This window comes from Microbacterium xerophyticum (assembly GCF_053543555.1).
This window is the reverse complement of the sequence record NZ_JBLVOB010000007.1, coordinates 213,528-239,826: the sequence shown is the minus strand read 5'-3', so window position 1 is coordinate 239,826 and position 26,299 is coordinate 213,528. Positions and strand designations below refer to the sequence as shown.

Genomic DNA, 26,299 nt, shown 5'->3' with positions numbered 1-26,299 from the left:
CCGCAGCCATGATCGCCGGGGGCGGGTGGGCGGCTGTGAGCATGTCCCGGGCGTGCCGGGCGCCGGCCGCCACGTCGAACTGGTCCGACACCGCCATCGAGGGGTCGGCTTCCAGATCGGCAGCATCGAGCGCGGCGCGGTAGCCGTACAGGCGATCTCGTGCGGCCACCGACGACTCCGGCCCGCCGATCCATGCGATCCGGCGGTGGCCGAGCGAGATCAGGTAATCGGCCGCCGCCCGTGCGCCCGCCCAGTTGCTCGACGCGATGCTCACCAGTCGGCGATGCGCGGTGTCGACCGGGTCGACCATCACGAAGGGCAGCTTCGCCTCGGCGGCGGCATCGAGCAGAGCATCCGGTCTGGACAGCGTCAATCCGACGACGCCGATCACGCCGGCGGCACGCTGCTCGGCGATCCACGCATGTGCGACAGCTCGCTGGGTGCGCACCGTGCGGTCCGGCGCGAGCCGGGTCAGCAGGTCGAGGTGGTTGTCGGTGGCCGAGGCGAGAACACCCTGGAGGACGTTCAGGATGTACGGCGAAGCGGGGATGTCGAAAGCGACGGCGATCGCGCGACGTCCCTCCGTCGCCGGCGAGGGCGTCGGGCGGTAGCCGAGCTCCGACACTGCGGCGAGCACGCGTTCCCTGGTCTCGGCCGACACATCGTCGCGACCGTTGAGCGCCTTCGACACGGTGGCCTTGGACACGCCCGATGCGGCGGCCACATCGGAGAGCGTCGACTTGCGCGGCGTGGCCGAGCTGGAACTCATCCCTCATCCTTCCGAAATTGTTTCGGTCTCTTGCGCTGTTATCTAACCGTGATACTGCCGACTCGACACTGAATGGCAGAGCGCGCTACCGTGAACCTGCATCCAAGCATAGCGAAACAGTTTCGTAAAAACGAGACATTCACTCGATCAAAGGAGATTCTCGATGGTTCTTGATGTGTCGGTGTCTACCGTACTGGCAGACAGAGAACCCGCCACCGAGCGGGTGCTGCGGCACGTCTGGAACGAGTGCGTCGGCGCAGGCAGGGCCAACGAGGCGCTGCGTGCGGATTGGCAGGCGCACTTCCGTGAGGCCGTCGATGTGCTGGGCGTTCGGCACGTCCGCTTCCATGGGCTCTTCCACGACGACATGTTCGTGTACCGCACGGAGAACGGCGGCGGCTTCGGCCCGTACACCTCGCTGCCGGAGCCCGTGCACACCTTCGCGTACGTCGACAAGGTGTTCGATGCGATCCTCGACACCGGAGCGCGCCCGTTCGTCGAACTCGGATTCATGCCGCGTGCGCTCGCGACGCAGACCGAGACCCTGTTCTGGTGGAAGGCGCACTGCAGCCCACCCAAAGACATGAACCGCTGGGTCGAACTCGTCACGGCGACGGTCCGGCACTGGATCGACCGGTACGGCATCGACGAGGTCAGGCAATGGCCGTTCGAGGTCTGGAACGAACCGAACCTCGTGCCGCACTTCTGGACCGGCACGCGCACGGAGTACTTCGAGCTCTACGAGGCCAGCGCGAGGGCGATCAAGGCGATCGACTCCGGCATCCGAGTGGGTGGTCCATCGACGAGCGTCTTCGTCCCCGACGAGCGGTATGCCGGCGAGTACCACGATCCGGCCCTCGAGGTCGAGACCGCTGAGACGGCCGACCCCGACAGCCTGGACTGGCAGCCGGTGTGGATCCACGAGTTCCTCGCCTACTGCGCCGAGCGCAGCGTGCCACTCGATTTCCTGTCGACCCACCTGTATCCCACCGATTACGCCGCCGATTCGACAGGGCGGGGCAAAGCGATCACCCGTCATGCGGACGCGACCCGTCAGGACCTGGAGCTCATGCGCGAGATCATCGCGCACAGTCCGTACCCTGACGTCGAACTGCACATCACCGAGTGGTCGACCTCGCCGTCCAGCCGCGACGCGATCCACGACACCCTGTTCGCGGCGCCGTACATCGTGCGGGCGTTCCTCAAGGGGGAAGCCCTGGCGGAATCGATCTCCTACTGGACCTTCACGGATGTCTTCGAGGAGGGCGGTGGCGGCATCGGCCCCTTCCACGGCGGTTTCGGCTTCGTGAACGAGCAGGGCCTGCACAAGCCGACGTTCCACGCCATGGCCATGCTCAACAGGCTGGGCGACCGACTCGTGCACGAGGCTGCGGACGGCGTGATCACGCGCTCCTCCAAGACCGGTGACGTGTCGGCCGTCTTCTACAACTATCCGGATGAGATGGGCGGGGCGGGCCTGGAGTCGCGTCCCGACTATCGCAGCACGCGTGATCTCGCTCTCATCGGCTCCGCCCGCGGCATCCGGCACACGCTCGAAGGGCTGATCCCGGGAGCCGTATTCACCCTCGAGGTCCTCGATTGGGAGCACGGCAACGTCGCGGAGGCATGGCATCGGATGGGATCCCCCCTCAACCTCAGCCGCGAGCAGACCGCGGAACTCCGAGAGACCGCGGACCGCCTCGACCGGAGGACTCTCACCGTCGGCGACGACGGGGCACTGCACATCGACTTCGAACTCCCCGCGTGGGCGGTCGCCTCGATCGCTCCACAGACCCACTAGATACACGAACCCACACACGAAAGGACTCGAAGATGAGGACCAAGAGGAAGGCCATCGCGTTCACGGCGATCGCCGCATCGACAGCGTTGATTGTGTCCGGCTGCAGCGGAGGCGCAGATGAGGGCGGTGGCGGAGAGAAACCCGAGACCCTCACCGTCGCCACCTGGGTGGACATCCCGCCGGAACTGCTCGAGCAGTTCACCGAGGAGACCGGCATCAAGGTGGAGGTCAACTCCTTCGCCGACGGCGCCTCTGCTCAGACCGTGCTGCGCAACGGTCTTGCCTCCAACGGTGCCGGACTGTCCGATCTCCACCTCGTCGAACTCGACTGGTGGACCGAGATGATGGCGCTCCCTGAGGACTGGGTCACCCTGCCCGCAGTGGAAGACCGGTGGGTCGACTGGAAGGTCACTCAGGGATCCGTCGGCGACGAGATCAAGGGCTACGGGATGGACATCGGTCCGCTCGCGATCGCCTACGACTCCACGCTCATGGAAGCCGCCGGTCTCCCCTCCGATCCCGAGGGCTTCACCGAGTTCATCGGGGGTGAGGATGCCACATGGGAGTCGTTCCTCGACGCCGGAAGGCAGTTCACCGAGGCATCGGATGCCGCATGGATCGACTCCACCAGTACCGCGATCCAGGCGGCGATCAACCAGCTCCCCGCCGCGTTCGAGGACCCGGACAGCGGCGATGCGGTCGCGCTCGCCGACAACGATGATGTGAAGGATCTGTTCACGATGTTCGGCGAGGCGGCCGAGGAGGGCGTCTCGGCCGGAGTCGGGATCGGTCATGCCGACTGGGGCGCCGGATTCCAGGCGCGCCGGTGGGCCACGGTCATCACACCCGCATGGGCGACGGGCATCATCGCCGAGAACGCTGCGGGTCTCGAGGGTTGGCGGATCGCGGATGCCTTCCCCGACGGCGGCGGCAACTGGGGCGGCTCGTTCTTCGCCGTTCCGGCCGCAGGCAAGCACACCGATGCGGCCGTAGAACTCGCGGACTTCCTCACCTCGCCGGAGGCCGCCGTATCGATGTTCCTGCTGAACGGTCAGTTCCCGTCTCAGCTCGAAGCGATGCAGGACCCCGCCGTCGCGGAGACCGCGAATGAGTTCTTCGGCGGCCAGGAGACCGGCGCCATCTACGCGGGTCTGGCCGAGTCGGCCGGTGACAAGGCGGCCGGCGGATTCCGCGGTGTGAACTTCGCCGGAATCCAGACACTCGTCATGGACGGCATCCGTCGCATCGAATCAGGCAGTGAGGATGCCGCAGCGGCATGGACCTCATCGGTCGCCGAGTTCGATGCACTCGGGCTGACCGACTGACCGACTGACCGACCGAGCATGCAGGGCCGTGGCCCGTTCGATCCAGGGCGGGCCACGGCGCACACGCGTTCACAATGAAGGTGAAACAGGCAGAGACATGACATCGCAGACCGCTGTTACGCGCCGCCTCGGGTTCTCCCGGAACCTGTCCAGGTGGGACATCAAGATCTCGCCGTACCTCTACATCTCGCCGTTCTTCCTGAGCTTCGCGATCTTCGGGCTGTTCCCGATCCTGTTCAACATCTGGGTGGCGATGCACGACTGGGATCGTCGTCTCGGTCAGGGCGACTTCGTCGGGTTCGACAACTTCACCTGGGTGCTGAACCAGCCGGCGTTCTGGACGTCGCTGCAGAACACGTTCTCGATCTTCGTGCTGTCGCTCATCCCGCAGCTCATCCTCGCGCTGCTCATCGCGGCGATCCTCGACCAGAACCTGAGGACGAAGACATTCTGGCGGATGGGCGTTCTGGTGCCCTTCGTCGTCATGCCCGTCGCCTCGGCGATGATCTTCTCGCAGGTGTTCGGGCAGTTCGGGCTGGTCACCCCGCTCATGCACGAGCTCGGCTGGTTCAGCGACGTCGACTCGCCGTTCTTCCACAACCGGCTCCTCTCGCACGTCGCCATCGCGACGATGATCATCTTCCGCTGGACCGGCTACAACGCACTGATCTTCCTCGCAGCCATGCAGACGGTCCCTCGTGACATGTACGAGGCCGCGACGATCGACGGGGCAGGGCGCGCGCGGCAGTTCTTCTCCATCACGATCCCCAGCATCCGTCCGACCATGATCTTCGTCGTCCTCACGATGACGATCGGCGGGTTGCAGGTGTTCGACGAGGCAAGAGTCTTCGACGGAACAGGCAGCGGAGGAACAGGACAGGGCGGCGCGGACAACCAGTGGCTGACCACGGTGCTCTACCTCTTCAACCTGGGCTTCGGCGACTGGCAGGACCGCATGGGGCAGGCGGCAGCCGTCGCCTGGCTCTTCGCCGCAGTGATCATCTTCTTCACGCTGCTGAACTTCTTCCTCACGAGAGCGATCTCCACCAACACCTCCAAACCGACCCGCGCCTCCCGCCTCGCCGCGAAGCGCCTCAGCGAGAAAGGCCAGGGCCGATGAGCACACCCCTGATCGAGAGCATCTCCGGGCCCGGTGCCAAGAAGTACGCCCAGCGGCGTGCCGCCAAGGGCAAGCCGATCAAGTTCAAACCCCGCGAGGATTCGGTCGGTCCTCGGCCGGGCTGGGTGACGTACGCCCTGCTGTCGATCGTGCTCATCGCCTCGGTGTTCCCGCTGTACTACACAGCGATCCTGGGGTCGTCCACGCGGATCGAGATCGCGCAGAGCGCGCTGCCCAGACTGTTTCCAGGGCCCAATCTGTTCGACAACATCATCGCGATCGTCTCGAACCACCAGATCGACTTCTGGGTGTCGGCGCTGAACTCGATCGTCGTCGCGGTGGTGGTCTCCGCAGCGACCGTGTTCTTCTCGACTCTCGCCGGCTTCTCGTTCGCCAAGCTCGGGTTCCGGGGCAAGAACGGGCTGTACGTCTTCGTGATCGCGACTCTGGTGATCCCGATGCAGCTGGGGACCGTCCCGATGTTCATCATGATGAACGAGTTCGGCTGGATCGACTCTCTCGCCGCGCTCATCGTGCCCAGCCTCGTCGGTGCCTTCGGCGTCTTCTGGATGACCCAATACCTCAAGGAGGCGCTGCCGTACGAACTGATCGAGGCCGCACGCGTCGACGGCGCGAGCGTCCTGCGCACCTTCTGGTCCATCGCGCTGCCCGCGGCGAGGCCCGCAGCGGCCACGCTCGCGCTGTTCACATTCGTGGGCTCGTGGAACGAGTTCTTCTGGCCGTCGGTGGTGCTGCGCAGCCAGAAGACGCTTCCGCTGGTCATTCCGCAGCTGAGCGGGGCGTTCACTGCCGATCACGCCCTGATCATGTCCGGCGTGTTCCTCATCGCGCTGCCGTTGCTGATCGCGTTCGTGTTCCTCGGCAAGCAGCTGGTGGCCGGTGTCATGGCCGGGGCGGTCAAGGGCTGAGCCGAGTCCTACGTCTCCTCGGCCGGGCTGAGCAGTCGCCGTTCGTAGGCGTAGATCACGCACTGCGCGCGGTCGTGCGCGCCGATCTTCGCCATGATGCGCTTGACGTGGGTCTTCGCCGTGTGGGCCGAGATGTAGAGATCGGTGGCGATCTCGTCGTTGGACAGTCCGCGTGCGACGAGGAGGAGGATCTCGGCCTCGCGGGGCGTGAGGATGCCGGGATCGACGCCGGCAGGGCGTCGGGCGTGCACGGGGTCGGCGTCGAGGTACCGTCCGATCAGACTGCGCGTGGCTGCGGGGGACAGCAGGGCGTCGCCGGCGTGGACGGCTCTGACCGCGCGGGCGATCTCGTCGGGGTCGGCGCCCTTGCCGATGAACCCGCTGGCACCGGCACGGAGCGCCGCGACCACGTACTCGTCCTCCTCGAACGTGGTGAGGATGAGCACCCGGGTGGCGGTCGACGCGGGGGAGAGGCAGATCTTCGCCGTGGCCTCGATCCCGTCCATGTTCGGCATCCGGATGTCCATCAGGACGACGTCGGGGTTCGACCGGGCGGCGAGTGCGACGGCCTCCACTCCGTCCCCGGCTTCGCCGACGATCTCGAAGTCGGGCTCGGATCCGAGCAGCTGCGCGACGCCGGTGCGGATGAGCGCCTGATCATCGGCGATGGCGACGCGGATCACGCGGGCACCTGCGGCACTTCCCCTTGGAGAGGGATGACGGCCTCGACGCGGAAGGAACCGCCGTCGCGACCGGCGCTGAGCGTTCCGCCCACGCCGGTGACCCGCTCGCGGATGCCGAGCAGACCGTGCCCTGCGGAGGCGTCGATGGCGGGCTCGCCCTGCTCGGGCCCGCTCTGGTCGGCGTCGTTCGCCGCGGGGTTGGTGACGATAAGCCGGAGCATGCCCTCATCGCGATCGATCCACACGTGGGCGCGAGGAGCCGAACCGTGCTTGTGCGCGTTCGTGAGCGCCTCCTGCACGAGCCGGTAACCGGCCAGGTCGACGGCGGCCGGCAGATCGCTGAGGTCGCCCTCGATCCGCGCAGTGACGTGCAGACCGAACCCCTCGAACTCTTCGATCAGCGCCCCCACCATTCCCAGGCCCGGCGTGGGTGCCAGGGGCTGCGCCTCATCGGGTGCCCTCAGCGTGGAGAGCAGGTCGCCGATCTCGCTCAGCACGCGTCTGGACGCGGTGCCGACGGTGGCGAGAGCCGACTTCGCGGCGACCGGGTCGTCGTCGATCGCTCGGCCCGCGACGGCGGCATGCAGATTGATCACCGAGATCTGGTGCGCGACCGTGTCGTGCAGATCGCGCGCGATGCGCAGCCTGTCCTCGGCGACGCGTCGCGAAGCCTCCGCCTCGCGGGTCTGCTCCGCCTGCACGGCTCGTTGGGTGATCTCGTCGATATACGCCCGACGGGATCTGATCGCGTCGCCGGCCGCGGCGAAGAACCCCACCATCACCAGGACGAGCATCGTGAGCGGGTGCAGCGACGCCCACTCGTGGAAGATGGATGCCGGAATCATCACCACGAGCACGCTCAGCACAGTGACCAGCACGGTGCGGCGATTCGTGCGGGTGGCGATCGTGAACACGGCGATGCCCGTCGGCAGGGCCGAGAACGGCGTGAGCGCGAGCGTGAGCGAGACGGCGACGAAGCACGCCACGCACGCGACCAGCACGACCCACGGGTACCGGCGGCGCAGGAACATGAGTGCGACCGGCAGGCCGACGATGATCCAGCCGAGAGGCGAGAGCCCGTCGGTGAGCCGCGTCAGCGGACCGAAGGCGGTCAGGAGGACGGCGATCGCTGCGAGCAGATCCCTCGCCCACCCCGGCATCGTGGCGCGCGCCGGCGAGGCGACCTCGGGTGCCCGTACGCTGCGCATGCTCTCATTATCGATCCGCACGCCGCCGCTTCCCTAGGTTCCGGCCGGAGATACCCCGTTCAGGGTATGCAGGTGCCTCGCTGGGGCGACGCGCCGAGACCCCGCCCCGCGGGAGGCTCGTTGCATCCCAGACAAGAGGAGAGCCCAGTGACACACTCGACGGCGACCGAAGACCGAAGCGCACCGATACTCTCGGTCCGCGATCTGCACAAGACCTACGGGCGCGGCCCGAGCAGGTTCGACGCGCTGCGCGGCGTCAGCCTCGACATCCGCGAAGGGGAGAGCATCGCGATCGTCGGCAAGAGCGGGTCGGGGAAATCAACCCTGATGCACCTGCTCGCGCTTCTCGATCAGCCCAGCCAGGGATCGTTGCTGCTCGACGGTCAGGACACTCGACAGCTGCGAGGGGCGCGGCTGAACCGGGCTCGGAACAAGACCTTCGGCTTCGTGTTCCAGCAGTTCTTCCTCAACGGGAGCCAGACCGCGCTCGAGAACGTGACGCTGCCGTTGAAGATCGCCGGCGTCGGGCGGCGCGCTCGTCGCTACCGGGCCACGAACGCGCTCGAACAGCTCGAGCTCGGTGACAAGGCGAAGAACAAGGCCATCAATCTGTCGGGCGGGCAGAAGCAGCGGGTGGTGATCGCACGAGCCCTGGTGAACTCCCCGCGGGTCATCTTCGCTGACGAGCCCACCGGCAACCTCGACACCAACACCGGGGGCGTGGTCGAAGACATCCTGTTCACGTTGAACCGCGAACAGGGCATCACCCTCGTCATCGTCACGCACGACGAGGAGCTCGCCGCTCGCTGCGATCGGCGCATCCACATCCGTGACGGTGTCATCGTCGACGGCGAGCAGGTGGCAGCATGAACGCCGGCGACCTGATCGGCACAGCGATCGCGAACACGTTCCGCTCCAAGGCGCGTACGACTCTCACGGTGCTGGCGATCTTCGTCGGGGCATTCACACTCACTCTCACCAGCGGACTCGGCACCGGCATCAACCGGTACATCGACGACACCGTCGCCGGCATCGGCGCCGACGACGTGATGACCGTCACCAAGACCGGCGAGGCGTCTGCCGACGCGGAGGACACGGGGCCGCGGGAGTACGACCCCGACTCGGTCGTCACGGGGAACGGCCCGGCACAGGATTCCGTCACCCTCATGACGGATGCCGACATCCAGGCGATCGGTGATGTCGACGGCATCCTCGAGGTCGAGCCGGTCAAGTCGGTGCAGCTGGACTACGTGCAGTACGGCGACGACACTCCGTATGTCGCGAGTCTCGGAGGGCTGGTGGCCGGACAGAACGTGCAGCTCGCGGCGGGCGCGGAGCCCGATGACGGCAGTACCGAACTGCAGGTCACGATTCCGGTGACCTACGTCGAAGCGCTCGGCTTCGCCGATGCCGACGCCGCGATCGGCGAGCCGCTGACCGTCGCCGTCACCGACGGCGCGTTCACTCAGCATGACGTGGAGGTCACGATCGTCGGCGTCGCCGAAGAGGCTCTCGCTGCTGCCAGCGGCACGGGCCTCGTCGCGAATCAGGCGCTCGAAGACGACCTGTACCAGCTGCAGAGCACCGGGCTGCCGGCCGATCAGCTGGATCGCTGGGCGGAGGCGACCGCCTGGTTCGACATCGACCTCACGACCGCCGAGATCGAAGAGTTGAAGGAACGACTGACGGATGCCGGCTTCGCCGCCACGACCACCGCGGATCAACTCGGTGCATTCACCACCGTGATCGACACCATCGTGCTCGTGCTGAACGTGTTCGCCGCGATCGCGTTGCTCGCCGCGGCGTTCGGGATCGTCAACACCCTGCTGATGTCAGTGCAGGAGCGCACCAGGGAGATCGGACTCATGAAGGCGATGGGCATGGGCAGCGGGCGCGTGTTCGCGCTGTTCAGCACCGAGGCCGTGTTCATCGGTTTCCTCGGCAGTGCGATCGGCGTGGTCGTGGCGATGATCGTCGGCACCGCGGCCAGCACGTTCCTCGGTGGCGCCCTGCTCGCAGATCTGCCGGGGCTGACCATCGTCGCCTTCGATCCGCTCACGGTGGCGCTCACGATCGTGCTGATCATGGCCGTCGCGTTCCTCGCGGGGACTCTCCCCGCTGCGCGGGCGGCACGCAAAGACCCCGTCGAAGCACTCCGCTACGAATGACGTCACCTTCCGCACGACCACCGAACCCAGGAGGAGAAATGATCACCATCACCCAGCCCGGCTACCGGGTCCGCACCGCGCTTCCGTTCAGCGCACTGATCGTCGCGGTCGCGGCCAGCGCCGTCAACGCGCTCATCGCCCTCGGCGCCGTATCCCTCGGCGCCGAGAGCGTCGGCGGGCTGCAGCCGGTCGCGTACATCAGCTTCACCGTGATCGCCGCGTTCGCCGGCGCGGCCGGCTGGCACATCATCAACCGGCGCGCGCGGCACCCTGCGAAGATCATGCGATGGCTGGTGCCGACCTTCCTCGTGGTCTCATTCATCCCCGACATCGCCGTGGGCGTCGCGATGGGGTGGCTCGTGGCCGGTGCTCTCTCGCTCATGCACGTCGCGACGATCATCATCGCCGTGCTCACCTATCGACGGTTCATGCCGCTGCGTTCGGGCTCCGCCGAGTCGGCCGTCAGCGCAGGCTCTGAGCGAGTCCGATGAGGATCCCTTCCGGACCGCGGATGTAGCACAGCCGATAGACGTCCTCGTACTGCACCACCTCGTCGCTGACGAGCTCTGCGCCCCGTGCGTAAAGGCGGTCGAGGGCGTCATCGAGGTCGCCGACCTCGAACATGACGCGGAGGTAGCCCAGCGCGTTCACGGGCGCTCGCCGGTTGTCGGCGATGACGTCCGGATGCAGGAACCGGGACAGTTCGACGCGGCCGTGGCCGTCCGGCGTGCGCATCATCGCCACTTCGACCCGCTGGTCGCCGAGGCCCGTGACGCGTCCGGCCCACTCGCCCTCCGCCATGGCGCGGCCCTCGAGTTCGAGTCCGAGCTCTGTGAAGAACTCGATCGCCGGTGTTAGGTCCTCCACCACGATCCCGATGTTGTCCATCCTGACGCCCATGTGCTCAGTCCTCGAGATCGCCGGCGAGGAACCGACCGAAGTTCGTGAGCGCCTCGTCCCAGCCGTCGTAGATGAAGCCGTCACCGGGGTTGCCCTCGTGTCCGCGAAGGTGGAAGACCAGCTCCGTCTGCGCGCCTCGTTCTGCGAATGTCAGTGTGATGACGGGCGCGCCCTCGACCGGAGCTTCGGGTTCGCCCCAGGTGAAGACGAGTCGGTCGACCGGGTCCACTTCGATGTACTCGCCGCCGGTCGGAAACTTCTCGCCGGTCTCGTCATTCGTCATCGTGTAGCGGTAGCGGCCACCGACGCGGACGTCGAACGACACACTGTCGGTCGACACCCCGAACGGATGCAGCCACTGCGCCAGTTCGGTTTCGTCGGTCCATGCCTTCCACACGAGCTCGCGGGGTGCGTCGAAAGTGCGAGTGATCGAGAACTGCGGTGTTGCGTCGGTCGTGCTCATGATTCTTCCTTCCGGTCTTCCGATGGGGTCTTCATCGAGCTGAGATGCGCGTCGAGAGTGTCCAGCTTCAGGTTCCATTCGCGGCGGTGCTTCTCGACCCATGCGGACGCCTGGTCCAGAGGCTCCGCCTGCATGGACAGCGTGCGCCATTGGGCGTGGGCTGTGCGTGTCACGAGGCCCGCGCGCTCGAGCACCTTCAGATGCTGCGAGATCGCCGGGGCGCTCATCGCGAACGGCGCGGCGACCTCGCCGACTGTCGCCGATCCCTGCGAGAGCCGGGAGAGGATCTCACGTCTGGTCGGATCCGCAAGTGCGGCGAACACCTGACTCAGCGGGTCGGAGACTGTCATGAGGAACCTTCTTAATTAAGAGTATGCTTAATTTATACTCCCGAAGGGTGCCGACGTCAAGGGATCGAGCGTGTCAGAGCGGGGTTCAGTCCGAAGAAGCTCTCGATCTCCTCGCCGAGGTCGATGTCGTGATGCGATGGGCCGACGGCGATCGGCAGGGGAGAGGTGGTGCGATTCGGGATCACGTGGCCGGTTCCGAACTGCGTGATGAAACGCACGCCTTCCCAGTCGGCCCGTTCGAGATCGCCATCGCGTCGGATGCGGGGTTCGCCCGCCGGTGCGTAACGGCGGGCCGTTGCGGGCGCGGACTGCACCATGCCGCGCGTGGCGCGCCCGAGCATCCTGGGCATGCCTCCCGCGTAGGGCACGATCGGGTCGGCGGTGCCGTGCACGATGAGCACCGGCACCCGGCCCGGGTCGACATCGGCGAGCAGATAGTCATCGTCGACCGGCAGGCCGGCGGCGATGATCGTCGCCCCGGCGAGCAGTGCCGGGCGTTCACGCAGGATGCGGTGCGTGAGCTGCCCGCCGTTCGAGTATCCGACGGCGATCGTAGGGCGGGCGAAGCGGTCGATGACGGCGTTCACGAAGCCGACGTCATCGATGCCGGCCTTCTGGGCCTTCGACAGCTTCTGCCTGCGCGCATCGTTCCATGCGCGACCGTAGCCGTTCAGGTAGACGAGGTCGGCCCCGATGCGCTGCGCCAGGGCATCGAGGGTGCGACCGCTGAACCGCTGCATCGTCCGCCCCTGTTGCGATGAGCCGTGCAGCGCGAGCAGTAGAGGAGCGTCCGGCCGAGGTGATGCCGGTGCGACGTGGATGTAACTGCGTCGGGTGCCGTCTACGTCGATGAACTGTCTGCTCTGGTCGGTCATGGTCTCAGACTACCTGCAAAACCGGATAATGTATCCGTTCGGATGAGTCATCCGTTACAGTGGATTCATGCCCGTCCTCCGCCGCGATGCGCATCGAAATCGGGAGCGCATCCTCGACGTCGCGAGAGCGCTCCGCTCCGACAGCGCCACGCTTCACCTCAACGCCGTGGCGCATCACGCCGGCGTCGGGGTGGGAACGGTGTACCGGCACTTCCCCTCGACCGAGGCGTTGAGGGAGGCGCTCGTCGAACAGCGTTTCGTCGAGATGGCGGATGCGGCGAGATCGGCGGCAAGCCGATCCGGGGAACTCGACACCGTGCGCGGGTTCATCACGGAGTCGTTGCAGGTCTTCAGCGATGACCCGGATTTCGCGGATGCCGTCGTGTCGTCCACTGCTGCGCGGGACGAGACGCGTGCGCTGCGCGCCGAACTCTTCGAGGCGTTCTCGGGCCTGATCGCCCGCAACGCCGAGCACTTCAGAACCACGCTGGAGCCGGCGGACGTCATGGTCCTGCTCTGCGGCCTCGGGTACGCCGCACGCCTGCGACCAGAGCGCTCTTCGCAATACCTCGATGCGCTGTTCGACGGGATACTCGCCGCATAGGCACCCACTACTCCCGCCGCCCGCACGCGTCAATCCCCTCGTCGACAGGCGCCTCAGCGCGTTAGCTTTCACCATCTCCACTCGTGAAGGTGAAGGAGGACGACCATGGACACTCCGAACACAACGCGCGCGGGCGATCCGGTGTCGTACGCAGGTACGGCGATTCAGAAGATCGCTCTCATCGCCGGAATCGTGTTCCTGCTGGTGGGTATCGCCGGGTTCATCCCGGGGCTCACGCACTCGACCGAGCATCTCGCGGGTGCCGGGGCGCACTCGGACGCGCCCCTGCTGGGCGTGTTCCAAGTCTCGGTGCTGCACAACATCGTCCATCTCGCCTTCGGGATCGCCGGTGTGATCGTCGCGGCCCGTGCGATGGCATCCCGCATGTACCTGATCTGGGGCGGCATCATCTACTTCGTCGTCTGGCTGTACGGGCTGTTCGCCGTGGGTAACGATCAGCTCAACATCCTGCCGGTCAACGACGCGGACAACTGGCTCCACCTCGGACTCGCGCTCGCCATGGTCCTGCTCGGGATCTTCGTGACGCGCGCCCCGCGGCTGCCGACCACCACGGACGGTCGCCGCTGAGCACCGGCGCTCACCCGTGCCTTTGCGCCGGGTCCGGGCTGTAATGGATGCTCTGCATCACGATGCGCCCCTTCTCGACGACGAAGCTGTCAGCACCGTCCTTGACCTGGCTCTCACCGTCGGCCGTCCACTCGAGGAAGGCATAATCGCCCGCCACCAGAGTCTGCCTGTAGGTGAACGTTCCTGCGCCGACGAGACGTGCGAGTTCGTCGGCGGCCATCCGCACTCCCTCGTGCCCGCGAAACTCGCCCGATCCGGAGAGCACGGTCACGTTCTCGGCATAGTTGTCGGCGATGTCCGCGTCGACGTCGCCTTCGAGTCGCTTCGACAGGTGATCATGGAGGACTTCTGTGGTCGTGCGCACGACTTCCCCTTTCGTCAGAGCGGCCGCCGTGACCAGTGCCGCATTCTTCGGCAGAGTAGACCGCGACGACCAGCGCAACGACCGGCTTGACAAGGCCGCAGGCGTGAGGCCATATCAGCGGTCTATAGTGGTCGTCGTGAGTCCTGAAGCATCCAGATGACGCCGCGGGTCGAGCCTTCGCTCCCCGCGTCTCTCGGCGACCACATTTTCACTCTGCGGTGATCGTCGCGCTCTGCGCCCTCGTCGCGCCTTCGTCTGGATGCACCCATGCCTCTGCTCATCTATGTCCTCACTGTTGCGATATTCGCCCAAGGCACCAGCGAGTTCATGCTCGCGGGCCTGCTCACCGAGATCGCTGACGATCTCTCCGTCTCACCCGAGTCCGTCGGCCTGCTGACCTCCGCCTTCGCTGCGGGGATGGTCGTCGGTGCGCCGACGATGGCGATGCTCGTAGCGCGGCTGCCCGCGCGCACCTCGCTGATCGGCTTCCTCATCGTTTTCGTCGCGTCGCATGTCGCGGGCGGGGCGACCGACTCGTTCTTCGTCTTGCTCGTGACGCGCGTGATCGCGGCGTTCGCCTATGCCGGGTTCCTGGCGCTGGCGCTGTCCACGGCGAGGAACCTCGTCACGGAAGACCGCCTCACGCGCGCGATCGCGGTGATGCTGGCCGGAATCACGCTCGCCACCATCGTCGGCGTGCCAGCGGGGGCTGCACTCGCGCAGCTCGGCGGCTGGCGACTGACGTTCTGGGCGATCTGCCTGCTCTGCGTGCCCGCACTGCTCATCCTCCTCTTCACGCGCGCTTCCATGACGAGTGCGAGCGGGATGCGTCCCCGCATCCGATCGGAACTGCGTGAACTGCGACGGTGGCCGGTGCTCGGCCCGATACTGCTCGCCGCACTGTTCAACGCGGCGACGTTCGGCGTATTCACCTTCCTCGGCCTCATCGGCGCCGCCGCGGGCATCCCGGCTGCGCTCGTTCCGCTGCTGCTCGCAGCGTTCGGCATCGGCTCCTTCCTCGGAGTGACGGCGACCGGGCGATGGGCTGCCGGTCGAGAGCAGAAGTGGATCGGTGTCGGCGGAGCGCTGGTCAGCGTGGGATGGATGCTGATGGCGTTCTTCTCCGGTTCTGCCGTGTGGCTGTTCGCGCTCTCGCTCATCGTCGGCGCGCTCTCGTTCGCCGTCGGCTCCGCTCTCATCTCGCGCATCGTGAGGGAAGCCGAAGGCGCGCCGCTCCTCGGCGGCTCCTATGCCACTGCGGCGCTCAACGCGGGCGCGTTCATCGGGCCGATCGTGGCCGGCGCAGCGTATGCGATGTGGGGAGGAGAGGGGGTCGCATGGCTAGCGTCTGCCGCGGCGTTGTGCGCAGTCGTGCTCGTTCTGCTGATGCGGGCTCCGGGTCGTGGCACTCGAGTGGTGCGGTGAAGCGGTCGTCTTCCGCCCGACGGCAACAGCCGCCGCCCGACGCCGCAGCACTCGCGCCGAGTTCGCCGCCCGAGTGATCCGACCGTCGGCGTATCGCACGCCGCCGCGGAGCCGGAGCGCGAGGGCGATCCAAGTGGCGACGCCTCGCTCGGCCACCCAGATCGGGACCCACAGCACACTCGACGCAGGGAAGACCGACCGACCGCCATCGCGCCCGCGGCCGAACTCTGCGAGACAGATCAATGCGAGCGCGAGCGTCACGAGAGCTACGGGCCGACGCCGCAGAGTGATGACGGCAGGGACTATGGATGCTTCGAGAAGCAGCCGGCCCGGCTGAGCCCAGCTGTCGTAGGCCTGGCGCACGCGTTGTGAGAGGAAGTGCCGGGCGGTCGGCGGCCGCCTGGTGACGAACACGTCGCGCCGATTACTCACTCTGCCGCCGAACGCCAGCACGGTCCGCTCCAGCTCGAGGTTCTCGAAAAGGACGTCGGCATCGTATCCGCCGGTCGCCGTGATCGTCGAGCGCCGCACGCCGAGCGTGCCCGGGTAGTCCGAGCCCATCGCCCGGTTGAGCAGGGTGCGAGCGGTGTCCCACCTGGCGTGCCACGGGAGAGGATCGAAGTGGTTCTGCGGTTTCACGAGATCGGCGTTCGCCAGGTCCTCGACCATAGCTACGAGGGCGTCGTAGTCGTAGCGGATGTCGTCATCGGCGATCACGATCGCCTCGTGCCTGGCGATCGCGACCCCCGCGAGTACACCTCGCACCTTCCCGTTCAACCCTTCGGCCACTGTCACAGGGCGGTGACGCACAAACCCGTGCCATGCGCGTTGATGAACCGCGAACAGTGCATCATCGGATCCGTCTACGACGGTGATGTCGACCCACGCGCTCAAGCGCTCGAGGTACGCGGTCAGGTCTGGGAGCGCGTCATCCACCGTCCAGCGCAAGGGCAGGATGTACTCGGCTTCGAGGCGCGAACGCATCACTCCTCCGTGCGAAACCCGGCGGCTTTGTGCGTGCCGTCGCAGTACGGCTTGATCGTGGAAAGCCCGCATCGGCAAAGGGCGACGGTGCGTCGGTTGCGTTCGATCGGCCGGCCATCCGCCGTGACGAGGTCGACATCTCCTCGCAGTAGCAGCGGCCCGTCCGGATAAGGGGTGATCGTCGCGCGTTCTCGACTCATCGGAACGCACCCGCGCGCAGCGATGACGCTCCATCGGCCCACGAATCCAGAAGGTGCATGCCGGCCCATCCGTCGACGGCCAGGCAGGCGGCGGCGCCGAACATGATGTCGGGGAGCAGTTCTGGACGGTTTTCCGCAAGAGCGCCGGCCAGGTCGTGCCCGGCGATCTGCTCGTGGACCGCGTCCGCTTCGACATGCTCGTCGAAGTAGTCGGTGACTTCTGGCCCGAGGCCGAGGCGGCGCATGCCGTCCCCGTACAGCCGATTCGGGATCGACGATGTCATCTCGAACGCTGCGAGGTGTCCGACGATCGCGCCGAGAAGTCGCCGGTTGATGCCGAACATCGACATCATGTTGTGCGAAGCGAGGGTGATTGCCGGCACCGCGTCCACGTAGGCGCCATAAGAGTCGTCGAGATCCGCTCCGCGCATCGCCGCAGCGAAGATCGCGGCATGCACGCGGTCGGCACGCCCGCCACCGTACTCGTCAGCCTGGATCTCGACGAGGGCCGCCTTGGCCCGTCCGTGGAGGCGAGGAATCGCCCAGGAATGCGGATCGGCCTCGTGCAGCGTGTATATCGAGCGCTGGATGAGGAACTCCCGCACCTGCTCGAGAGTCGCCTTCTTCGCGACGTGACGCGAGAGGCTCGGGCCGGCGTCGGCAGCGGTGAGCGAGAACAGCGCACGGGCCACGGCATCGGCGTCGGCTGCCGGCAGATCCGTGGGAGGCACTGCCATGCGGAGGGCGCGTTCGAACGCGCCCTCGAGAATGCGTCGCGTTTCGATCAGCTGCGGATCCCATTCGAGATCCGGTGAGAAGGCGGGTACCGAACCGTATGACGACGCATAGAGTGCGAAGAGGCTGAGTTGAATGTCGTCGTCCCGGATGACGTCATCGGTCTCCGCTCCGACTCGACGGGCCAGGTCCCGGTGGTCGGCGTGCTCCGAACCCATGAGGTGATGCAGCACTGCGCTGCTGAGAGGGCCGCGTGCCGTGAAACCGGCGCCGGGGACGATGTTCGATCGTGGTTCGGCGGGGGAGGGAATGGTGAGTGACACTGGCGACTCCGATCCTGAGGATGCGAGTCAGCATTTCGGCAACGAGCCTGATGCGCGAGGGGCTTGACGCCGACGGGACGCGATGTCTATGTGCGAGAGCACGTACGCCGAGCCGATGGCGGTCGGGCCGCTGGCACCGTGAGACAGGTGACATCCGGGCCTCCGCGCGCCAGACTCGTGTCATGGCCGCATGGGTGCTGCACGTCGACATGGATCAGTTCATCGCCGCGGTGGAGGTGCTGCGACGACCCGAACTCGCGGGTCTGCCGGTGATCGTCGGCGGCCGAGGCGACCCGACCGAGCGGGCGGTGGTGTCGACGGCATCCTATGAGGCACGTGCGTTCGGCATCGGATCGGGGATGCCGTTGAAGATCGCCGCCCGCAAGGCGCCGCCCGACGCCGTCTTCCTCCCCGTCGACCACGCGGCGTACGAGCAGGCATCGGACGAGGTCATGACGGCCCTGCGCGGGTTGCCGGGCGTCGTGCTGGAGGTCATCGGCTGGGACGAGTGCTTCCTCGGCGTGGAGACGGATGACCCGGAAGCTGTCGCCCGCGACGCCCAGGCGGCCGTCCTCTCCGCCACGGAGCTGCACTGCTCCGTCGGCGTCGGCGACAACAAGATCCGCGCCAAGATCGCGACCGAGTTCGGCAAGCCCAGGGGCGTCTTCCGCCTCACCGAGGCGAACTGGTTCGAGGTGATGGGTGACAGATCCACGCGCGATCTGTGGGGCATCGGCCCGAAGGTGCAGAAGCGCCTCGCCGCACACGGTATCGGCACGGTGCGCGAGCTGGCCGACTCCGATCCCGAGGAGCTCATACGCGAGTTCGGCCCGAAGATGGGCGTCTGGTATCACGGACTCGGCTCAGGGATCGGCCCCAGCGTCGTCGACGACACCCCGTGGGTGGCCCGCAGCCACAGCCGAGAGACGACGTATCAGCAGAACCTCACGACGCCGGGCGAGATCGTCGCGGCTGTGCGCGAACTCGCCGGCCACGCGTTCGACGACTGCGCGGCCGAGGGCCGTCCGGTGATCCGCGTGCATCTGAAGGTGCGCTACGCCCCGTTCGAGACGAAGACGTTCGGCCGCAAGCTTCCGGATGCGACGACCGACCGCGAGACCGTGATGTCGGCTGCTGCGGCGCTCGCTGCGACACTCGACGTCGATCGCGAGGTGCGACTGCTGGGCGTCAGAGCCGAGATGGCCATGCCCGCGAACGGCGACGACGTCGAGCGCACACCGGTGCGCGGAAGGATCTGACGCGCGGCTACGAGAACGTGACGCCGGTCAGCTTCTCGGACATCTGCCAGATGCGTCGTGCATCCTCCTCGCTGCGCAGCCGCGAGAACACCTTCTGCTCGGCGGGACCTCCTCCGAGATGACCGATCCCTCGAGGCGCGTAGAGGCGGCCGGCGACGGCATCCGGCGATGTCGCCGCGTGGAGCGCGGGGAGGGCGGCGGTCTCCGGCGTACCGGCGACGATTCCGCGTTTCGAGGCCCAGCGGATCACACGCACACCGACAGTGTCCTCGCTGCGTCCGATCTCGTCGCGGGCGGAGAGCAGGCTCGTCGGGGCGATTCCCGGATGCGACAGGTTGCTCGTGATGCCCCAGTCATGGGCGCGGCTGCGGCGATCGAGTTCGAGTCCGAAGAGTCCGAAAGCGATCTTCGAATGACTGTACGCGCGCATGCCGTCGTAGGAGTTCTCCCAGTTGACGTCTGCCCAGTTGATCGAGCCCTGGTTCGCGGCGACGCTGAGCTGCGAGGTGACGCGCGCGCGGCCGGCCCGCAGGAGCGGCAGCAGGTGGGACACGAGTGCGAAGTGCCCGAGATGGTTCGTCCCGAACTGCAGCTCGAAGCCGTCCCGCGTCGTCTGTCGCATGGGCGGCGTCATGACACCGGCGTTGTTGATGAGCAGATGGACCGGGCGACCGTCGCGCACCATGTCGTCGCCGAACTGCGCGATGGATTCGAGCGATGAAAGATCCAGCGGCAGGATCGATATCCGTGCATCGGGAGCCTTCTCGAGGATGCGGTCGACCGCCGCCTCTGCCTTGCGCATGTTTCGCACGGGGAGGACGAGTTCGGCGCCGGCCAGCGCGAGGCGCGTGACGATGCGCAGTCCGATGCCGTCGCTCCCGCCGGTGACGACCGCGCGGCGCCCGTCGAGCGGTGGGAGGGTGATGTCGATGTTCCTGCGTGCCATGTGGAGTGCTCCTTCGTTGTGCTTCCACTCTCCGGGGCGCGCTGATTCGCATCCAGGACTCGTCGATCAGTGGATGCGGAGTCGCACGGATGCCAGGATCGACGAAGACGAGGGGAGGACATGCACGTGATCGACAGAGCCGGTCTGGCCGAGTTCCTCCGTCGGCGTCGTGACGTGCTGCAGCCGGAGGACGTGGGTCTTCCGCGCGGGCAGCGCAGACGCACGGACGGGCTCCGAAGGGAGGAAGTGGCGGCGCTGTGCCACATGTCCGCCGACTACTACGCGCGGCTCGAGCGGGGCAGCGGCCCGTTGCCGTCCGAGCAGATGATCGCCTCGATCGCGCAGGGGCTGCATCTCTCGATCGATGAACGCGACCACCTCTTCCGCCTCTCCGGCCATCGGCCGCCACCGCGAGGCGCGTCGACCGATCACATCAGCCCCGGCATGCTGCGGATCTTCGACCGGCTGCACGACACTCCTGCCGAGATCGTGACCGAGCTGGGCGAGACGCTGCGCCAGACGCCCCTCGGCGTCGTGCTCACGGGTGACCTGACCCACCTGTCGGGGCCGGAGCGCAGCATCGGGTTCCGCTGGTTCTCCGATCCTCGGTCGCGCGAACTCTACGATCCGACCGAGCACGAGTTCCTCGCGCGGCTGTGGGCGTCCGGCCTGCGACAGGTCGCGTCGGTGCGCGGGCCTGGATCGCGTGCAGCGCATCTCGCAGAGCTCCTTCTCGAGAGCAGCGAAGAGTTCCGAGCGGTCTGGGACCTTCAGGAGATCGGCGTGCGTCCCAGGGAGACGAAGCGCTTCATCCATCCGGAAGTGGGCGCGCTCGACCTCGCCTGCCAGAATCTGGTCGATCCCGCGAGCTCTCACGTGCTGCTGGTCTACACGGCCTCGCCGGGTACGCCCAGTCACGAGAAGCTGAGACTGCTCAGCGTGCTGGCGCCGAGCGCGGTGCACTGACGGGTAGATGTGCCCATTCGCTCGCCGCGCGGGTCTGTGTAGCATCGACAGGAAATCCACGCCGCCGTGCACGAGCGCGGAGGTGCCGTGGAAGAGGAGGACGATGACGCTGCCGCCACCCTCCGACGACGCCTGGGTCGATCCGCGCATTCCCGCGCCGCCGGTCGCCGAGGCGCCACCGATTCCCGTGACCGCACGCGAGTCGCGCAACGGCCCGGTCCTGGGGCTCGCGATCGCGTGCGCGGCGTTGCTGATCACGACGATCGGGTTCGGCGGCGCGGCGGCATGGCTGTGGCTCGATCGGTCGGCGGTCGCCGCACCGGAGCCGACGCCCACACCCACTGCCGCAGCGGCGGCTGACGGCGAGCCCCAGACCGTGCAGGGCATCGAGGTGTCCGCGGTCTCCGATCTCGAGTTCGGGTCGTTCGCGATGACGCAGCTCCTGCCCGACGACTACGTCGGCATCTACGCGACCGTGACCAACCACGATTCCGATCAGGCCGCCGAGCTCTACTTCGACGTCACCGCGTATGCAGAGGACGGCAGCATCCTCGATCGCGGCCCGACGAGCGTGTACATCCTGCCCGGCCAGGTGTCGATGTTCCAGGGCGTGTTCTCGTCCGACATCAGCGATGCGGCCTCGATCCGGATCGAGCAGACCATGGGCGAGTTCGTCGACCCGATCATGACGGGCGAGGTGACGACCGACACGATGCTCGGCGGGGAAGGTTTCGTGGAGGCCACGCTCACCTCGACTCTCAGCCAGGTTCCCGAGTATCCCGAGGTGTACATCGCCGGATACGTCGACGGAGAGCTGTTCGGAGTCTGCTCCGACATGCCGGACATCCCCTCGAACGCGAGCTTCACCGCGGGGTGCTACCTGGAGGCCGCGTCGGCCGAATCTCCGGAGGAGTTCAGGGACTTCCCGAAGGATGCCGAGTTCGAGGCGTACCTGGCGCTCGACATCCCGTGGTGACCACCATCGGGGAGGCCACCACGAGGATGCCGCTCGGGGATCAGTACCAGTTCACCGACTGCGAGTGACCCCACGCCGCGCACGGGCTGCCGTACGCGCGCTGGATGTAGTCCAGGCCCCAGCGGATCTGCGTGGTCGCGTTGGTCGCCCAGTCGGCGCCGAAGCTGGCCATCTTGTCGCCGGGCAGCGACTGCGGGATGCCGGTGGCGCCGCCGTCCTGGTTGTAGGCCTGGTAGTTCCAGCCCGATTCCTTCTCCCACAGGAGGTTGAGGCATTCGAACTCACCGCCGCCCCAGCCGTACTGCTCCGAGGCGATGGCCGCTGCGGTCGCCCTGGCACCGTCAGGGGTGTTGGCGCTGGCGAGGGCGGCGGCCGCGGCCTCGGCGGCAGCGGCCTGCTTGGCGGCTTCGGCCGCAGCCGCGGCTGCAGACTGCCGTTCGCGCAGTGCGGCCGCCTGCGCGCTCACCGACGCGATCTCGGTGCCGGCCTTCACGCGCACGACGGGCAGCTCCAGCGAGGTGAGGGAGTCGACGTCGTCGAGATCGTCCATGGCCTGCAGCAGGCCGGACGTGTCGACCGCGGTGGTCGCCTCACCGAGGTCGAGGCCGCTCGCCTCGGCCGCGGAGACGGCGGATGCCGCGTCGGTCAGAGCCGCGCGTCCGGCGACGACGGCCTCGGCTGCGGCGGCCTTCTCGATTCCTGAGGCCTTGGCGTCGACGACTGAGGACTGCGCGGTCATGGCGGCGACGGCAGGGGCAGCGACGGCGATCCCGGTGGCGGCGAGCACGCCGATGGCGAGCGAGATGCCGAATCGACGGCGGCGGGCAGGGGAGTGCGAGGGGGTCTTGGGCATCACGAACGTAACGATCCTTAGGGTATCCGGGCCGCTTCGGGGCGGCATGCGCGCCCATCGGGTCGGACACGCAAAGTAACGATTCTGCATCAGTGCTTCTGTGCAGAACCTCCGCGTCCCCTGGATGCGAGGTGTGAGCCCGCCCTCGTCAGTCGGCCGGACGACCGGCGGTCCGCCGCTGCCTCGTGGCCTCGTAGAGGATGGCGGCGGTCGCGTTCGCGGCGTTCAATGACGACGCGTGGCCTGTCATCGGGATGCGCGTCAGCACGTCGCACGCGTCCTTCCAGGCCGCCGACATGCCGGAGTGCTCGTTCCCCGTCACCAGCAGCGTGGGCCTCCTGAGGTCGACGTCCCACACGTCGAGCGTGCCGTCCTCATCCGTCCCGACGATCTGGATGTCGACGCCGTCGGCGCGCAGGCGCTCGATCCATTCGAGTGCGGGATGGATGCTGGGGAGCCGGACCGTCGGCGTCATGATCGCCGATCCGGTCGACGCCCGCAGCGCGCGCGGGTCGTAGGGGTCGGCTGCGTGTCCGGTCACGATCACTCCATGGCCGCCCAGCGCATCGACCGATCGCACGATCGAGCCGATGTTGCCGGGTGAGGCCGGGCGATCCAGGGCGACATAGAGCGCGTCGTCCGCGACCGGCAGACGGGAGAGATCGTCGGAGGGGATGGCGACGATCAGCAGCAGTTCCGGAGGCTCCTCGTCCTTCTCGCCGAGTTCGACCATCAACTCGGGTGCGACCAGCCATGACGCGGCGCCGGAGGCCTGCACGGCGGCGATCGTCTCGGACGCCCATGCGGAACGCCCGTTCGTGTGAGTGATGAGGATCGCTCGTACTTCGAGATCGGACTCCAGCGCGAGCCTGATCGGACGCACGCCCTGCACGATCATCTCTCCTGCGCGGTTGCGCTTGGTGCGGTTGCCGAGAAGCGTCTCCCAGTACTGGAACGTGGCGTTGCGGGTGGAGACCGCCTTGGTGCTCGACGCCTGCGCGGTTCTCGAGACCGGCTTTCTGCGGTGCTGGCGGGGTTGCTGCGGCATGGATTCGAGCGTACCCGGACGCTTCCGAGAAATTTCAGTACTCACTGTTGCTAACTACCGGTACTTAGTGTTACCGTCTACTGGTAGTCAACAACACTGAGTAGAGGAAGGGAAGTGATCCGATGGGCAATCAGATGACCGAGATGCTCAAGGGCACGCTCGAGGGCATCGTTCTCGCGATCCTGTCCGTCCAGCCGGCGTACGGGTACGAGATCACGGCGAGGCTTCGCGACGAGGGTTTCGCAGAGATCGCCGAGGGCACCGTGTACGCGCTGCTCGTCAGGATCGAGCAGCGAGGTCTCGTGGACGTGGAGAAGGTCCCGTCCGAGAAGGGCCCGCCCCGCAAGGTCTACTCCATCAACGCGCAGGGACGAGAGCAGCTCGTCGAGTTCTGGGGGACGTGGAGTTTCCTCGCAGAACGCATCGAACATCTCCGCAGTACAGACACCGTCACCGACAGCACGACCATCGAAGGGAACTGATCATGGCAAGCAAGTGGATCGAAGTGGTCACCGGATCGCTCGAGCAGAAGAAGCAGTACAAGCAGGACAAGGCCCGCATGGACGCTCTTCCGGAGCCGTACCGCACCGCTGCCACGGCGATGAACCGGTACTTCATGTACTACGGCGGCATCACCAGCGGCGACACTCTCGCGCAGATGTTCACGGATCTCGTCGACCTCTGGGAGCGAGCGGCCGTCGACGGCACTTCCGTCAAGGACATCGTCGGAGACGACCCGGTGGACTTCACCGAGACCTTCGCCAAGTCCTATCAGGGCAAGGAATGGATCGACAAGGAGCGCGCCCGCCTCAACAAGGCGTTCGACCAGGCGATCGGAAAGGAGACCCGCTCATGACCACCGCAGCCATCCAGGTGCGCGGCATCCGCAAATCCTTCAAGGACCTCGAGGTGCTGCGCGGCGTCGACTTCGAGGTCGCATCGGGCAGCATCTTCGCCCTCCTCGGTTCGAACGGCGCGGGCAAGACCACGCTGGTGAAGATCCTCTCCACCCTGTTGAAGGCGGATGCCGGCACGGCGGTCGTCCACGGATTCGATGTCGCCGCGTCGCCGAACGACATCCGTCAGTCGATCAGCCTGACCGGTCAGTTCGCCGCCGTGGACGAGGTGCTCACCGGACGGGAGAACCTCATCCTCGTCGCGAAACTGCGGCACCTGAAGAACCCGGGCGGGATCGCCGACGACATGCTGGCTCGCTTCTCGTTGACGGATGCCGGCGGACGCAAGGCCGCCACGTACTCCGGCGGCATGCGTCGGCGGCTCGACATCGCGATGAGCCTGATCGGCAACCCGCCGATCATCTTCCTCGACGAGCCGACGACCGGTCTCGACCCGCAGGCGCGGATCGAGGTCTGGGACACCGTACGGGGCCTGGCGAAGAGCGGCACCACCGTGCTCCTGACGACGCAGTACCTCGATGAGGCCGAGCAGCTGGCCGACCGCATCGCGATCCTGCACAAGGGCACCATCATCCAGAACGGCACACTCGCCGAACTCAAGCAGCTTCTCCCGTCGGCGAAGGTCGAATACGTCGAGAAGCAGCCTTCGCTCGAGGACGTCTTCCTCGCGCTCGTCGGTGAGACGGGCGAAGCAGAGGCCTCAGCATCCACAGGAAAGGAGCTCTGACATGACCTCTCACGTTCTCAGCGACACCCGGGTCCTCACCGGCCGGTCGCTCACGCACATCCTCCGCAGCCCAGACACGATCATCACCACGGCCGTCCCCCCGATCGCCCTGATGCTGCTGTTCGTCTACGTGCTCGGCGGGGCGATCAACACCGGCACCGACGAGTCGTATGTCAACTACATGCTCCCCGGCATCCTGCTGATCACGATCGCATCCGGCATCGCGTACACCGCGTACCGGCTGTTCCTCGACATGCAGGGCGGCATCTTCGAGCGATTCCAGTCGATGCCCATCGCTCGTTCGAGCGTGCTGTGGGCGCATGTGCTCACATCGCTGGTGTCCAACATGATCTCGGTCGCGATCGTCATCGGCGTCGCATTGCTCATGGGGTTCCGCACCGGAGCATCCTTCGGCGCCTGGCTCGCGGTCGCCGGCATCCTCATCCTGTTCACGCTCGCCCTGACCTGGCTCGCAGTGATCGCGGGGTTGTCGGCGAAGACGGTCGACGGGGCGAGCGCGTTCAGCTACCCGCTGATCTTCCTCCCGTTCATCAGCTCGGCGTTCGTGCCGACCACCTCGATGCCAGGGCCTGTCGCCTGGTTCGCGGAGCACCAGCCGGTCACCTCGATCGTGAACAGCATCCGCTCGCTGTTCGCGGAGGAGCCGGTGGGCTCCAGCATCTGGGTCGCTCTCGCGTGGCTCGTCGGCATCCTCGTGGTCGCCTACGGCTTCTCGATCGCGATCTACCGCAAGAAGATCAGCTGATCGGTCAGAGAAGGGGGGGGCATCCGT

Annotated in this window: 31 protein-coding genes; 17 read left to right on the top strand and 14 right to left on the bottom strand. The window is 66.8% G+C overall.

Features of this window, described 5'->3' with window-relative positions:
* Positions 1–769: LacI family DNA-binding transcriptional regulator (locus ACNPNP_RS12685; protein WP_448966398.1), on the bottom strand; the 769-nt coding region annotated here is incomplete at its 3' end.
* Positions 770–932: 163 nt separating this feature from the next.
* Here ACNPNP_RS12685 and ACNPNP_RS12680 point away from each other — a divergent pair.
* The 4 genes from ACNPNP_RS12680 (at position 933) to ACNPNP_RS12665 (ending at position 5,944) form a co-directional block, all read left to right on the top strand.
* On the top strand, positions 933–2,570 hold the full coding sequence (locus tag ACNPNP_RS12680; RefSeq protein ID WP_448966397.1) for a GH39 family glycosyl hydrolase: 1,638 nt from the start codon (positions 933–935) through the stop codon (positions 2,568–2,570).
* Between the two features lie 32 nt (positions 2,571–2,602).
* On the top strand, positions 2,603–3,895 hold the full coding sequence (locus tag ACNPNP_RS12675) for an ABC transporter substrate-binding protein (protein WP_448966396.1): 1,293 nt from the start codon (positions 2,603–2,605) through the stop codon (positions 3,893–3,895).
* Positions 3,896–3,992: 97 nt separating this feature from the next.
* Positions 3,993–5,015, top strand: coding sequence for a carbohydrate ABC transporter permease (locus ACNPNP_RS12670; RefSeq protein WP_448966395.1), 1,023 nt, complete (start codon positions 3,993–3,995; stop codon positions 5,013–5,015).
* Positions 5,012–5,944, top strand: coding sequence for a carbohydrate ABC transporter permease (locus ACNPNP_RS12665; protein ID WP_448966394.1), 933 nt, complete (start codon positions 5,012–5,014; stop codon positions 5,942–5,944). The genes ACNPNP_RS12670 and ACNPNP_RS12665 overlap by 4 nt, the downstream gene beginning before the upstream one ends.
* A gap of 8 nt (positions 5,945–5,952) precedes the next feature.
* On the opposite strand, the gene ACNPNP_RS12660 is transcribed toward ACNPNP_RS12665, so the two are convergent.
* Positions 5,953–6,627, bottom strand: a complete 675-nt coding sequence (locus ACNPNP_RS12660; RefSeq protein WP_448966393.1) for a response regulator — start codon at positions 6,625–6,627, stop codon at positions 5,953–5,955.
* On the bottom strand, positions 6,624–7,835 hold the full coding sequence (locus ACNPNP_RS12655; protein ID WP_448966392.1) for a sensor histidine kinase: 1,212 nt from the start codon (positions 7,833–7,835) through the stop codon (positions 6,624–6,626). The genes ACNPNP_RS12660 and ACNPNP_RS12655 overlap by 4 nt, the downstream gene beginning before the upstream one ends.
* A gap of 147 nt (positions 7,836–7,982) precedes the next feature.
* On the opposite strand from ACNPNP_RS12655, the gene ACNPNP_RS12650 reads away from it, so the two are divergent.
* The 3 genes from ACNPNP_RS12650 to ACNPNP_RS12640 are packed head-to-tail and all read left to right on the top strand — an operon-like array spanning position 7,983 to position 10,494.
* Positions 7,983–8,705, top strand: coding sequence for an ABC transporter ATP-binding protein (locus tag ACNPNP_RS12650; RefSeq protein WP_448966391.1), 723 nt, complete (start codon positions 7,983–7,985; stop codon positions 8,703–8,705).
* Positions 8,702–10,003, top strand: a complete 1,302-nt coding sequence (locus tag ACNPNP_RS12645) for an ABC transporter permease (protein WP_448966390.1) — start codon at positions 8,702–8,704, stop codon at positions 10,001–10,003. The genes ACNPNP_RS12650 and ACNPNP_RS12645 overlap by 4 nt, the downstream gene beginning before the upstream one ends.
* Positions 10,004–10,041: 38 nt before the next feature.
* Positions 10,042–10,494 carry a DUF6069 family protein gene (locus ACNPNP_RS12640; RefSeq protein ID WP_448966389.1) on the top strand — a complete coding sequence of 151 codons (453 nt, stop codon included), beginning with the start codon at positions 10,042–10,044 and terminating at the stop codon, positions 10,492–10,494.
* Here the strand turns inward: ACNPNP_RS12640 and ACNPNP_RS12635 are convergent.
* Genes ACNPNP_RS12635 through ACNPNP_RS12620 form a run of 4 tightly spaced genes read right to left on the bottom strand, consistent with a single transcriptional unit; the run spans position 10,466 to position 12,591 of the window.
* The gene (locus ACNPNP_RS12635) at positions 10,466–10,903 is read right to left on the bottom strand and encodes a VOC family protein (protein WP_448966388.1); all 438 of its coding nucleotides are present in this window, start codon (positions 10,901–10,903) and stop codon (positions 10,466–10,468) included. The genes ACNPNP_RS12640 and ACNPNP_RS12635 overlap by 29 nt on opposite strands.
* A gap of 4 nt (positions 10,904–10,907) precedes the next feature.
* Positions 10,908–11,366, bottom strand: a complete 459-nt coding sequence (locus ACNPNP_RS12630; protein WP_448966387.1) for an SRPBCC family protein — start codon at positions 11,364–11,366, stop codon at positions 10,908–10,910.
* Entirely contained in the window at positions 11,363–11,716 is a 354-nt protein-coding gene (locus ACNPNP_RS12625; protein ID WP_448966386.1) for an ArsR/SmtB family transcription factor, read from the bottom strand. The genes ACNPNP_RS12630 and ACNPNP_RS12625 overlap by 4 nt, the downstream gene beginning before the upstream one ends.
* Positions 11,717–11,772: 56 nt before the next feature.
* Positions 11,773–12,591, bottom strand: a complete 819-nt coding sequence (locus tag ACNPNP_RS12620; RefSeq protein WP_448966385.1) for a CE1 family esterase — start codon at positions 12,589–12,591, stop codon at positions 11,773–11,775.
* A gap of 67 nt (positions 12,592–12,658) precedes the next feature.
* Between ACNPNP_RS12620 and ACNPNP_RS12615 the strand changes: the two genes are divergently transcribed.
* Both ACNPNP_RS12615 and ACNPNP_RS12610 read left to right on the top strand, forming a co-directional pair.
* Positions 12,659–13,195: a TetR/AcrR family transcriptional regulator gene (locus ACNPNP_RS12615; RefSeq protein ID WP_448966384.1), complete on the top strand. Its 537-nt coding sequence runs from the start codon at positions 12,659–12,661 to the stop codon at positions 13,193–13,195.
* Between the two features lie 105 nt (positions 13,196–13,300).
* Positions 13,301–13,783, top strand: a complete 483-nt coding sequence (locus ACNPNP_RS12610; protein WP_448966383.1) for a DUF4383 domain-containing protein — start codon at positions 13,301–13,303, stop codon at positions 13,781–13,783.
* 10 nt (positions 13,784–13,793) lie between these two features.
* Here the strand turns inward: ACNPNP_RS12610 and ACNPNP_RS12605 are convergent, their stop codons facing one another.
* Positions 13,794–14,147: a nuclear transport factor 2 family protein gene (locus tag ACNPNP_RS12605; RefSeq protein WP_448966382.1), complete on the bottom strand. Its 354-nt coding sequence runs from the start codon at positions 14,145–14,147 to the stop codon at positions 13,794–13,796.
* Between the two features lie 267 nt (positions 14,148–14,414).
* Between ACNPNP_RS12605 and ACNPNP_RS12600 the strand changes: the two genes are divergently transcribed.
* Positions 14,415–15,572 (top strand): MFS transporter, encoded by a 1,158-nt coding sequence (locus tag ACNPNP_RS12600; protein WP_448966381.1) that lies wholly within the window; start codon positions 14,415–14,417, stop codon positions 15,570–15,572.
* Here the strand turns inward: ACNPNP_RS12600 and ACNPNP_RS12595 are convergent.
* From ACNPNP_RS12595 to ACNPNP_RS12585, 3 genes are read right to left on the bottom strand one after another with little or no spacing between them, the layout of a single operon-like run.
* Positions 15,489–16,556, bottom strand: a complete 1,068-nt coding sequence (locus ACNPNP_RS12595) for a glycosyltransferase family 2 protein (RefSeq protein ID WP_448966380.1) — start codon at positions 16,554–16,556, stop codon at positions 15,489–15,491. The two genes, ACNPNP_RS12600 and ACNPNP_RS12595, sit on opposite strands and share 84 nt — an antisense overlap.
* Entirely contained in the window at positions 16,556–16,756 is a 201-nt protein-coding gene (locus ACNPNP_RS12590; protein ID WP_448966379.1) for a CDGSH iron-sulfur domain-containing protein, read from the bottom strand. The genes ACNPNP_RS12595 and ACNPNP_RS12590 overlap by 1 nt, the downstream gene beginning before the upstream one ends.
* Positions 16,753–17,709 (bottom strand): iron-containing redox enzyme family protein, encoded by a 957-nt coding sequence (locus ACNPNP_RS12585; RefSeq protein ID WP_448967248.1) that lies wholly within the window; start codon positions 17,707–17,709, stop codon positions 16,753–16,755. The genes ACNPNP_RS12590 and ACNPNP_RS12585 overlap by 4 nt, the downstream gene beginning before the upstream one ends.
* Before the next feature lie 287 nt (positions 17,710–17,996).
* On the opposite strand from ACNPNP_RS12585, the gene ACNPNP_RS12580 reads away from it, so the two are divergent.
* On the top strand, positions 17,997–19,073 hold the full coding sequence (locus ACNPNP_RS12580) for a DNA polymerase IV (RefSeq protein ID WP_448966378.1): 1,077 nt from the start codon (positions 17,997–17,999) through the stop codon (positions 19,071–19,073).
* A 7-nt stretch (positions 19,074–19,080) separates the two neighbouring features.
* Here ACNPNP_RS12580 and ACNPNP_RS12575 read toward each other — a convergent pair whose 3' ends face one another.
* Entirely contained in the window at positions 19,081–20,019 is a 939-nt protein-coding gene (locus ACNPNP_RS12575) for an SDR family oxidoreductase (protein ID WP_448966377.1), read from the bottom strand.
* A 126-nt stretch (positions 20,020–20,145) separates the two neighbouring features.
* On the opposite strand from ACNPNP_RS12575, the gene ACNPNP_RS12570 reads away from it, so the two are divergent.
* Positions 20,146–20,985: a helix-turn-helix transcriptional regulator gene (locus tag ACNPNP_RS12570; RefSeq protein WP_448966376.1), complete on the top strand. Its 840-nt coding sequence runs from the start codon at positions 20,146–20,148 to the stop codon at positions 20,983–20,985.
* Positions 20,986–21,088: 103 nt separating this feature from the next.
* Positions 21,089–21,961 carry a hypothetical protein gene (locus ACNPNP_RS12565; protein ID WP_448966375.1) on the top strand — a complete coding sequence of 291 codons (873 nt, stop codon included), beginning with the start codon at positions 21,089–21,091 and terminating at the stop codon, positions 21,959–21,961.
* 40 nt (positions 21,962–22,001) lie between these two features.
* Here ACNPNP_RS12565 and ACNPNP_RS12560 read toward each other — a convergent pair whose 3' ends face one another.
* Together ACNPNP_RS12560 and ACNPNP_RS12555 are read right to left on the bottom strand one after the other, a co-directional pair.
* The gene (locus ACNPNP_RS12560) at positions 22,002–22,814 is read right to left on the bottom strand and encodes an aggregation-promoting factor C-terminal-like domain-containing protein (protein ID WP_448966374.1); all 813 of its coding nucleotides are present in this window, start codon (positions 22,812–22,814) and stop codon (positions 22,002–22,004) included.
* A gap of 148 nt (positions 22,815–22,962) precedes the next feature.
* Positions 22,963–23,862 (bottom strand): TrmH family RNA methyltransferase, encoded by a 900-nt coding sequence (locus tag ACNPNP_RS12555; RefSeq protein ID WP_448966373.1) that lies wholly within the window; start codon positions 23,860–23,862, stop codon positions 22,963–22,965.
* A gap of 122 nt (positions 23,863–23,984) precedes the next feature.
* Between ACNPNP_RS12555 and ACNPNP_RS12550 the strand changes: the two genes are divergently transcribed.
* From ACNPNP_RS12550 to ACNPNP_RS12535, 4 genes are read left to right on the top strand one after another with little or no spacing between them, the layout of a single operon-like run.
* Positions 23,985–24,344, top strand: a complete 360-nt coding sequence (locus ACNPNP_RS12550; protein ID WP_448966372.1) for a PadR family transcriptional regulator — start codon at positions 23,985–23,987, stop codon at positions 24,342–24,344.
* A 2-nt stretch (positions 24,345–24,346) separates the two neighbouring features.
* Positions 24,347–24,718, top strand: a complete 372-nt coding sequence (locus tag ACNPNP_RS12545; RefSeq protein WP_448966371.1) for a DUF1048 domain-containing protein — start codon at positions 24,347–24,349, stop codon at positions 24,716–24,718.
* A complete protein-coding gene (locus ACNPNP_RS12540; protein WP_448966370.1) occupies positions 24,715–25,506 on the top strand; it encodes an ABC transporter ATP-binding protein in 792 nt (263 codons plus the stop codon). Before ACNPNP_RS12545 ends, ACNPNP_RS12540 begins: the two co-directional genes overlap by 4 nt.
* Position 25,507: 1 nt before the next feature.
* Positions 25,508–26,272 carry an ABC transporter permease gene (locus tag ACNPNP_RS12535; RefSeq protein WP_448966369.1) on the top strand — a complete coding sequence of 255 codons (765 nt, stop codon included), beginning with the start codon at positions 25,508–25,510 and terminating at the stop codon, positions 26,270–26,272.
* The last annotated feature ends 27 nt before the right edge of the window (positions 26,273–26,299 follow it).

Coding starts and splice junctions, on each gene's coding strand:
- ACNPNP_RS12680 (WP_448966397.1), top strand. CDS start 933: ATGGTTCTTGATGTGTCGGTGTCTACCGTACTGGCAGACAGAGAACCC.
- ACNPNP_RS12675 (WP_448966396.1), top strand. CDS start 2,603: ATGAGGACCAAGAGGAAGGCCATCGCGTTCACGGCGATCGCCGCATCG.
- ACNPNP_RS12670 (WP_448966395.1), top strand. CDS start 3,993: ATGACATCGCAGACCGCTGTTACGCGCCGCCTCGGGTTCTCCCGGAAC.
- ACNPNP_RS12665 (WP_448966394.1), top strand. CDS start 5,012: ATGAGCACACCCCTGATCGAGAGCATCTCCGGGCCCGGTGCCAAGAAG.
- ACNPNP_RS12655 (WP_448966392.1), bottom strand. CDS start 7,835: ATGCGCAGCGTACGGGCACCCGAGGTCGCCTCGCCGGCGCGCGCCACG.
- ACNPNP_RS12645 (WP_448966390.1), top strand. CDS start 8,702: ATGAACGCCGGCGACCTGATCGGCACAGCGATCGCGAACACGTTCCGC.
- ACNPNP_RS12640 (WP_448966389.1), top strand. CDS start 10,042: ATGATCACCATCACCCAGCCCGGCTACCGGGTCCGCACCGCGCTTCCG.
- ACNPNP_RS12635 (WP_448966388.1), bottom strand. CDS start 10,903: ATGGGCGTCAGGATGGACAACATCGGGATCGTGGTGGAGGACCTAACA.
- ACNPNP_RS12630 (WP_448966387.1), bottom strand. CDS start 11,366: ATGAGCACGACCGACGCAACACCGCAGTTCTCGATCACTCGCACTTTC.
- ACNPNP_RS12625 (WP_448966386.1), bottom strand. CDS start 11,716: ATGACAGTCTCCGACCCGCTGAGTCAGGTGTTCGCCGCACTTGCGGAT.
- ACNPNP_RS12620 (WP_448966385.1), bottom strand. CDS start 12,591: ATGACCGACCAGAGCAGACAGTTCATCGACGTAGACGGCACCCGACGC.
- ACNPNP_RS12615 (WP_448966384.1), top strand. CDS start 12,659: ATGCCCGTCCTCCGCCGCGATGCGCATCGAAATCGGGAGCGCATCCTC.
- ACNPNP_RS12610 (WP_448966383.1), top strand. CDS start 13,301: ATGGACACTCCGAACACAACGCGCGCGGGCGATCCGGTGTCGTACGCA.
- ACNPNP_RS12600 (WP_448966381.1), top strand. CDS start 14,415: ATGCCTCTGCTCATCTATGTCCTCACTGTTGCGATATTCGCCCAAGGC.
- ACNPNP_RS12595 (WP_448966380.1), bottom strand. CDS start 16,556: ATGCGTTCGCGCCTCGAAGCCGAGTACATCCTGCCCTTGCGCTGGACG.
- ACNPNP_RS12590 (WP_448966379.1), bottom strand. CDS start 16,756: ATGAGTCGAGAACGCGCGACGATCACCCCTTATCCGGACGGGCCGCTG.
- ACNPNP_RS12585 (WP_448967248.1), bottom strand. CDS start 17,709: ATGGGTTCGGAGCACGCCGACCACCGGGACCTGGCCCGTCGAGTCGGA.
- ACNPNP_RS12580 (WP_448966378.1), top strand. CDS start 17,997: ATGGCCGCATGGGTGCTGCACGTCGACATGGATCAGTTCATCGCCGCG.
- ACNPNP_RS12575 (WP_448966377.1), bottom strand. CDS start 20,019: ATGGCACGCAGGAACATCGACATCACCCTCCCACCGCTCGACGGGCGC.
- ACNPNP_RS12565 (WP_448966375.1), top strand. CDS start 21,089: ATGACGCTGCCGCCACCCTCCGACGACGCCTGGGTCGATCCGCGCATT.
- ACNPNP_RS12560 (WP_448966374.1), bottom strand. CDS start 22,814: ATGCCCAAGACCCCCTCGCACTCCCCTGCCCGCCGCCGTCGATTCGGC.
- ACNPNP_RS12555 (WP_448966373.1), bottom strand. CDS start 23,862: ATGCCGCAGCAACCCCGCCAGCACCGCAGAAAGCCGGTCTCGAGAACC.
- ACNPNP_RS12550 (WP_448966372.1), top strand. CDS start 23,985: ATGGGCAATCAGATGACCGAGATGCTCAAGGGCACGCTCGAGGGCATC.
- ACNPNP_RS12545 (WP_448966371.1), top strand. CDS start 24,347: ATGGCAAGCAAGTGGATCGAAGTGGTCACCGGATCGCTCGAGCAGAAG.
- ACNPNP_RS12540 (WP_448966370.1), top strand. CDS start 24,715: ATGACCACCGCAGCCATCCAGGTGCGCGGCATCCGCAAATCCTTCAAG.
- ACNPNP_RS12535 (WP_448966369.1), top strand. CDS start 25,508: ATGACCTCTCACGTTCTCAGCGACACCCGGGTCCTCACCGGCCGGTCG.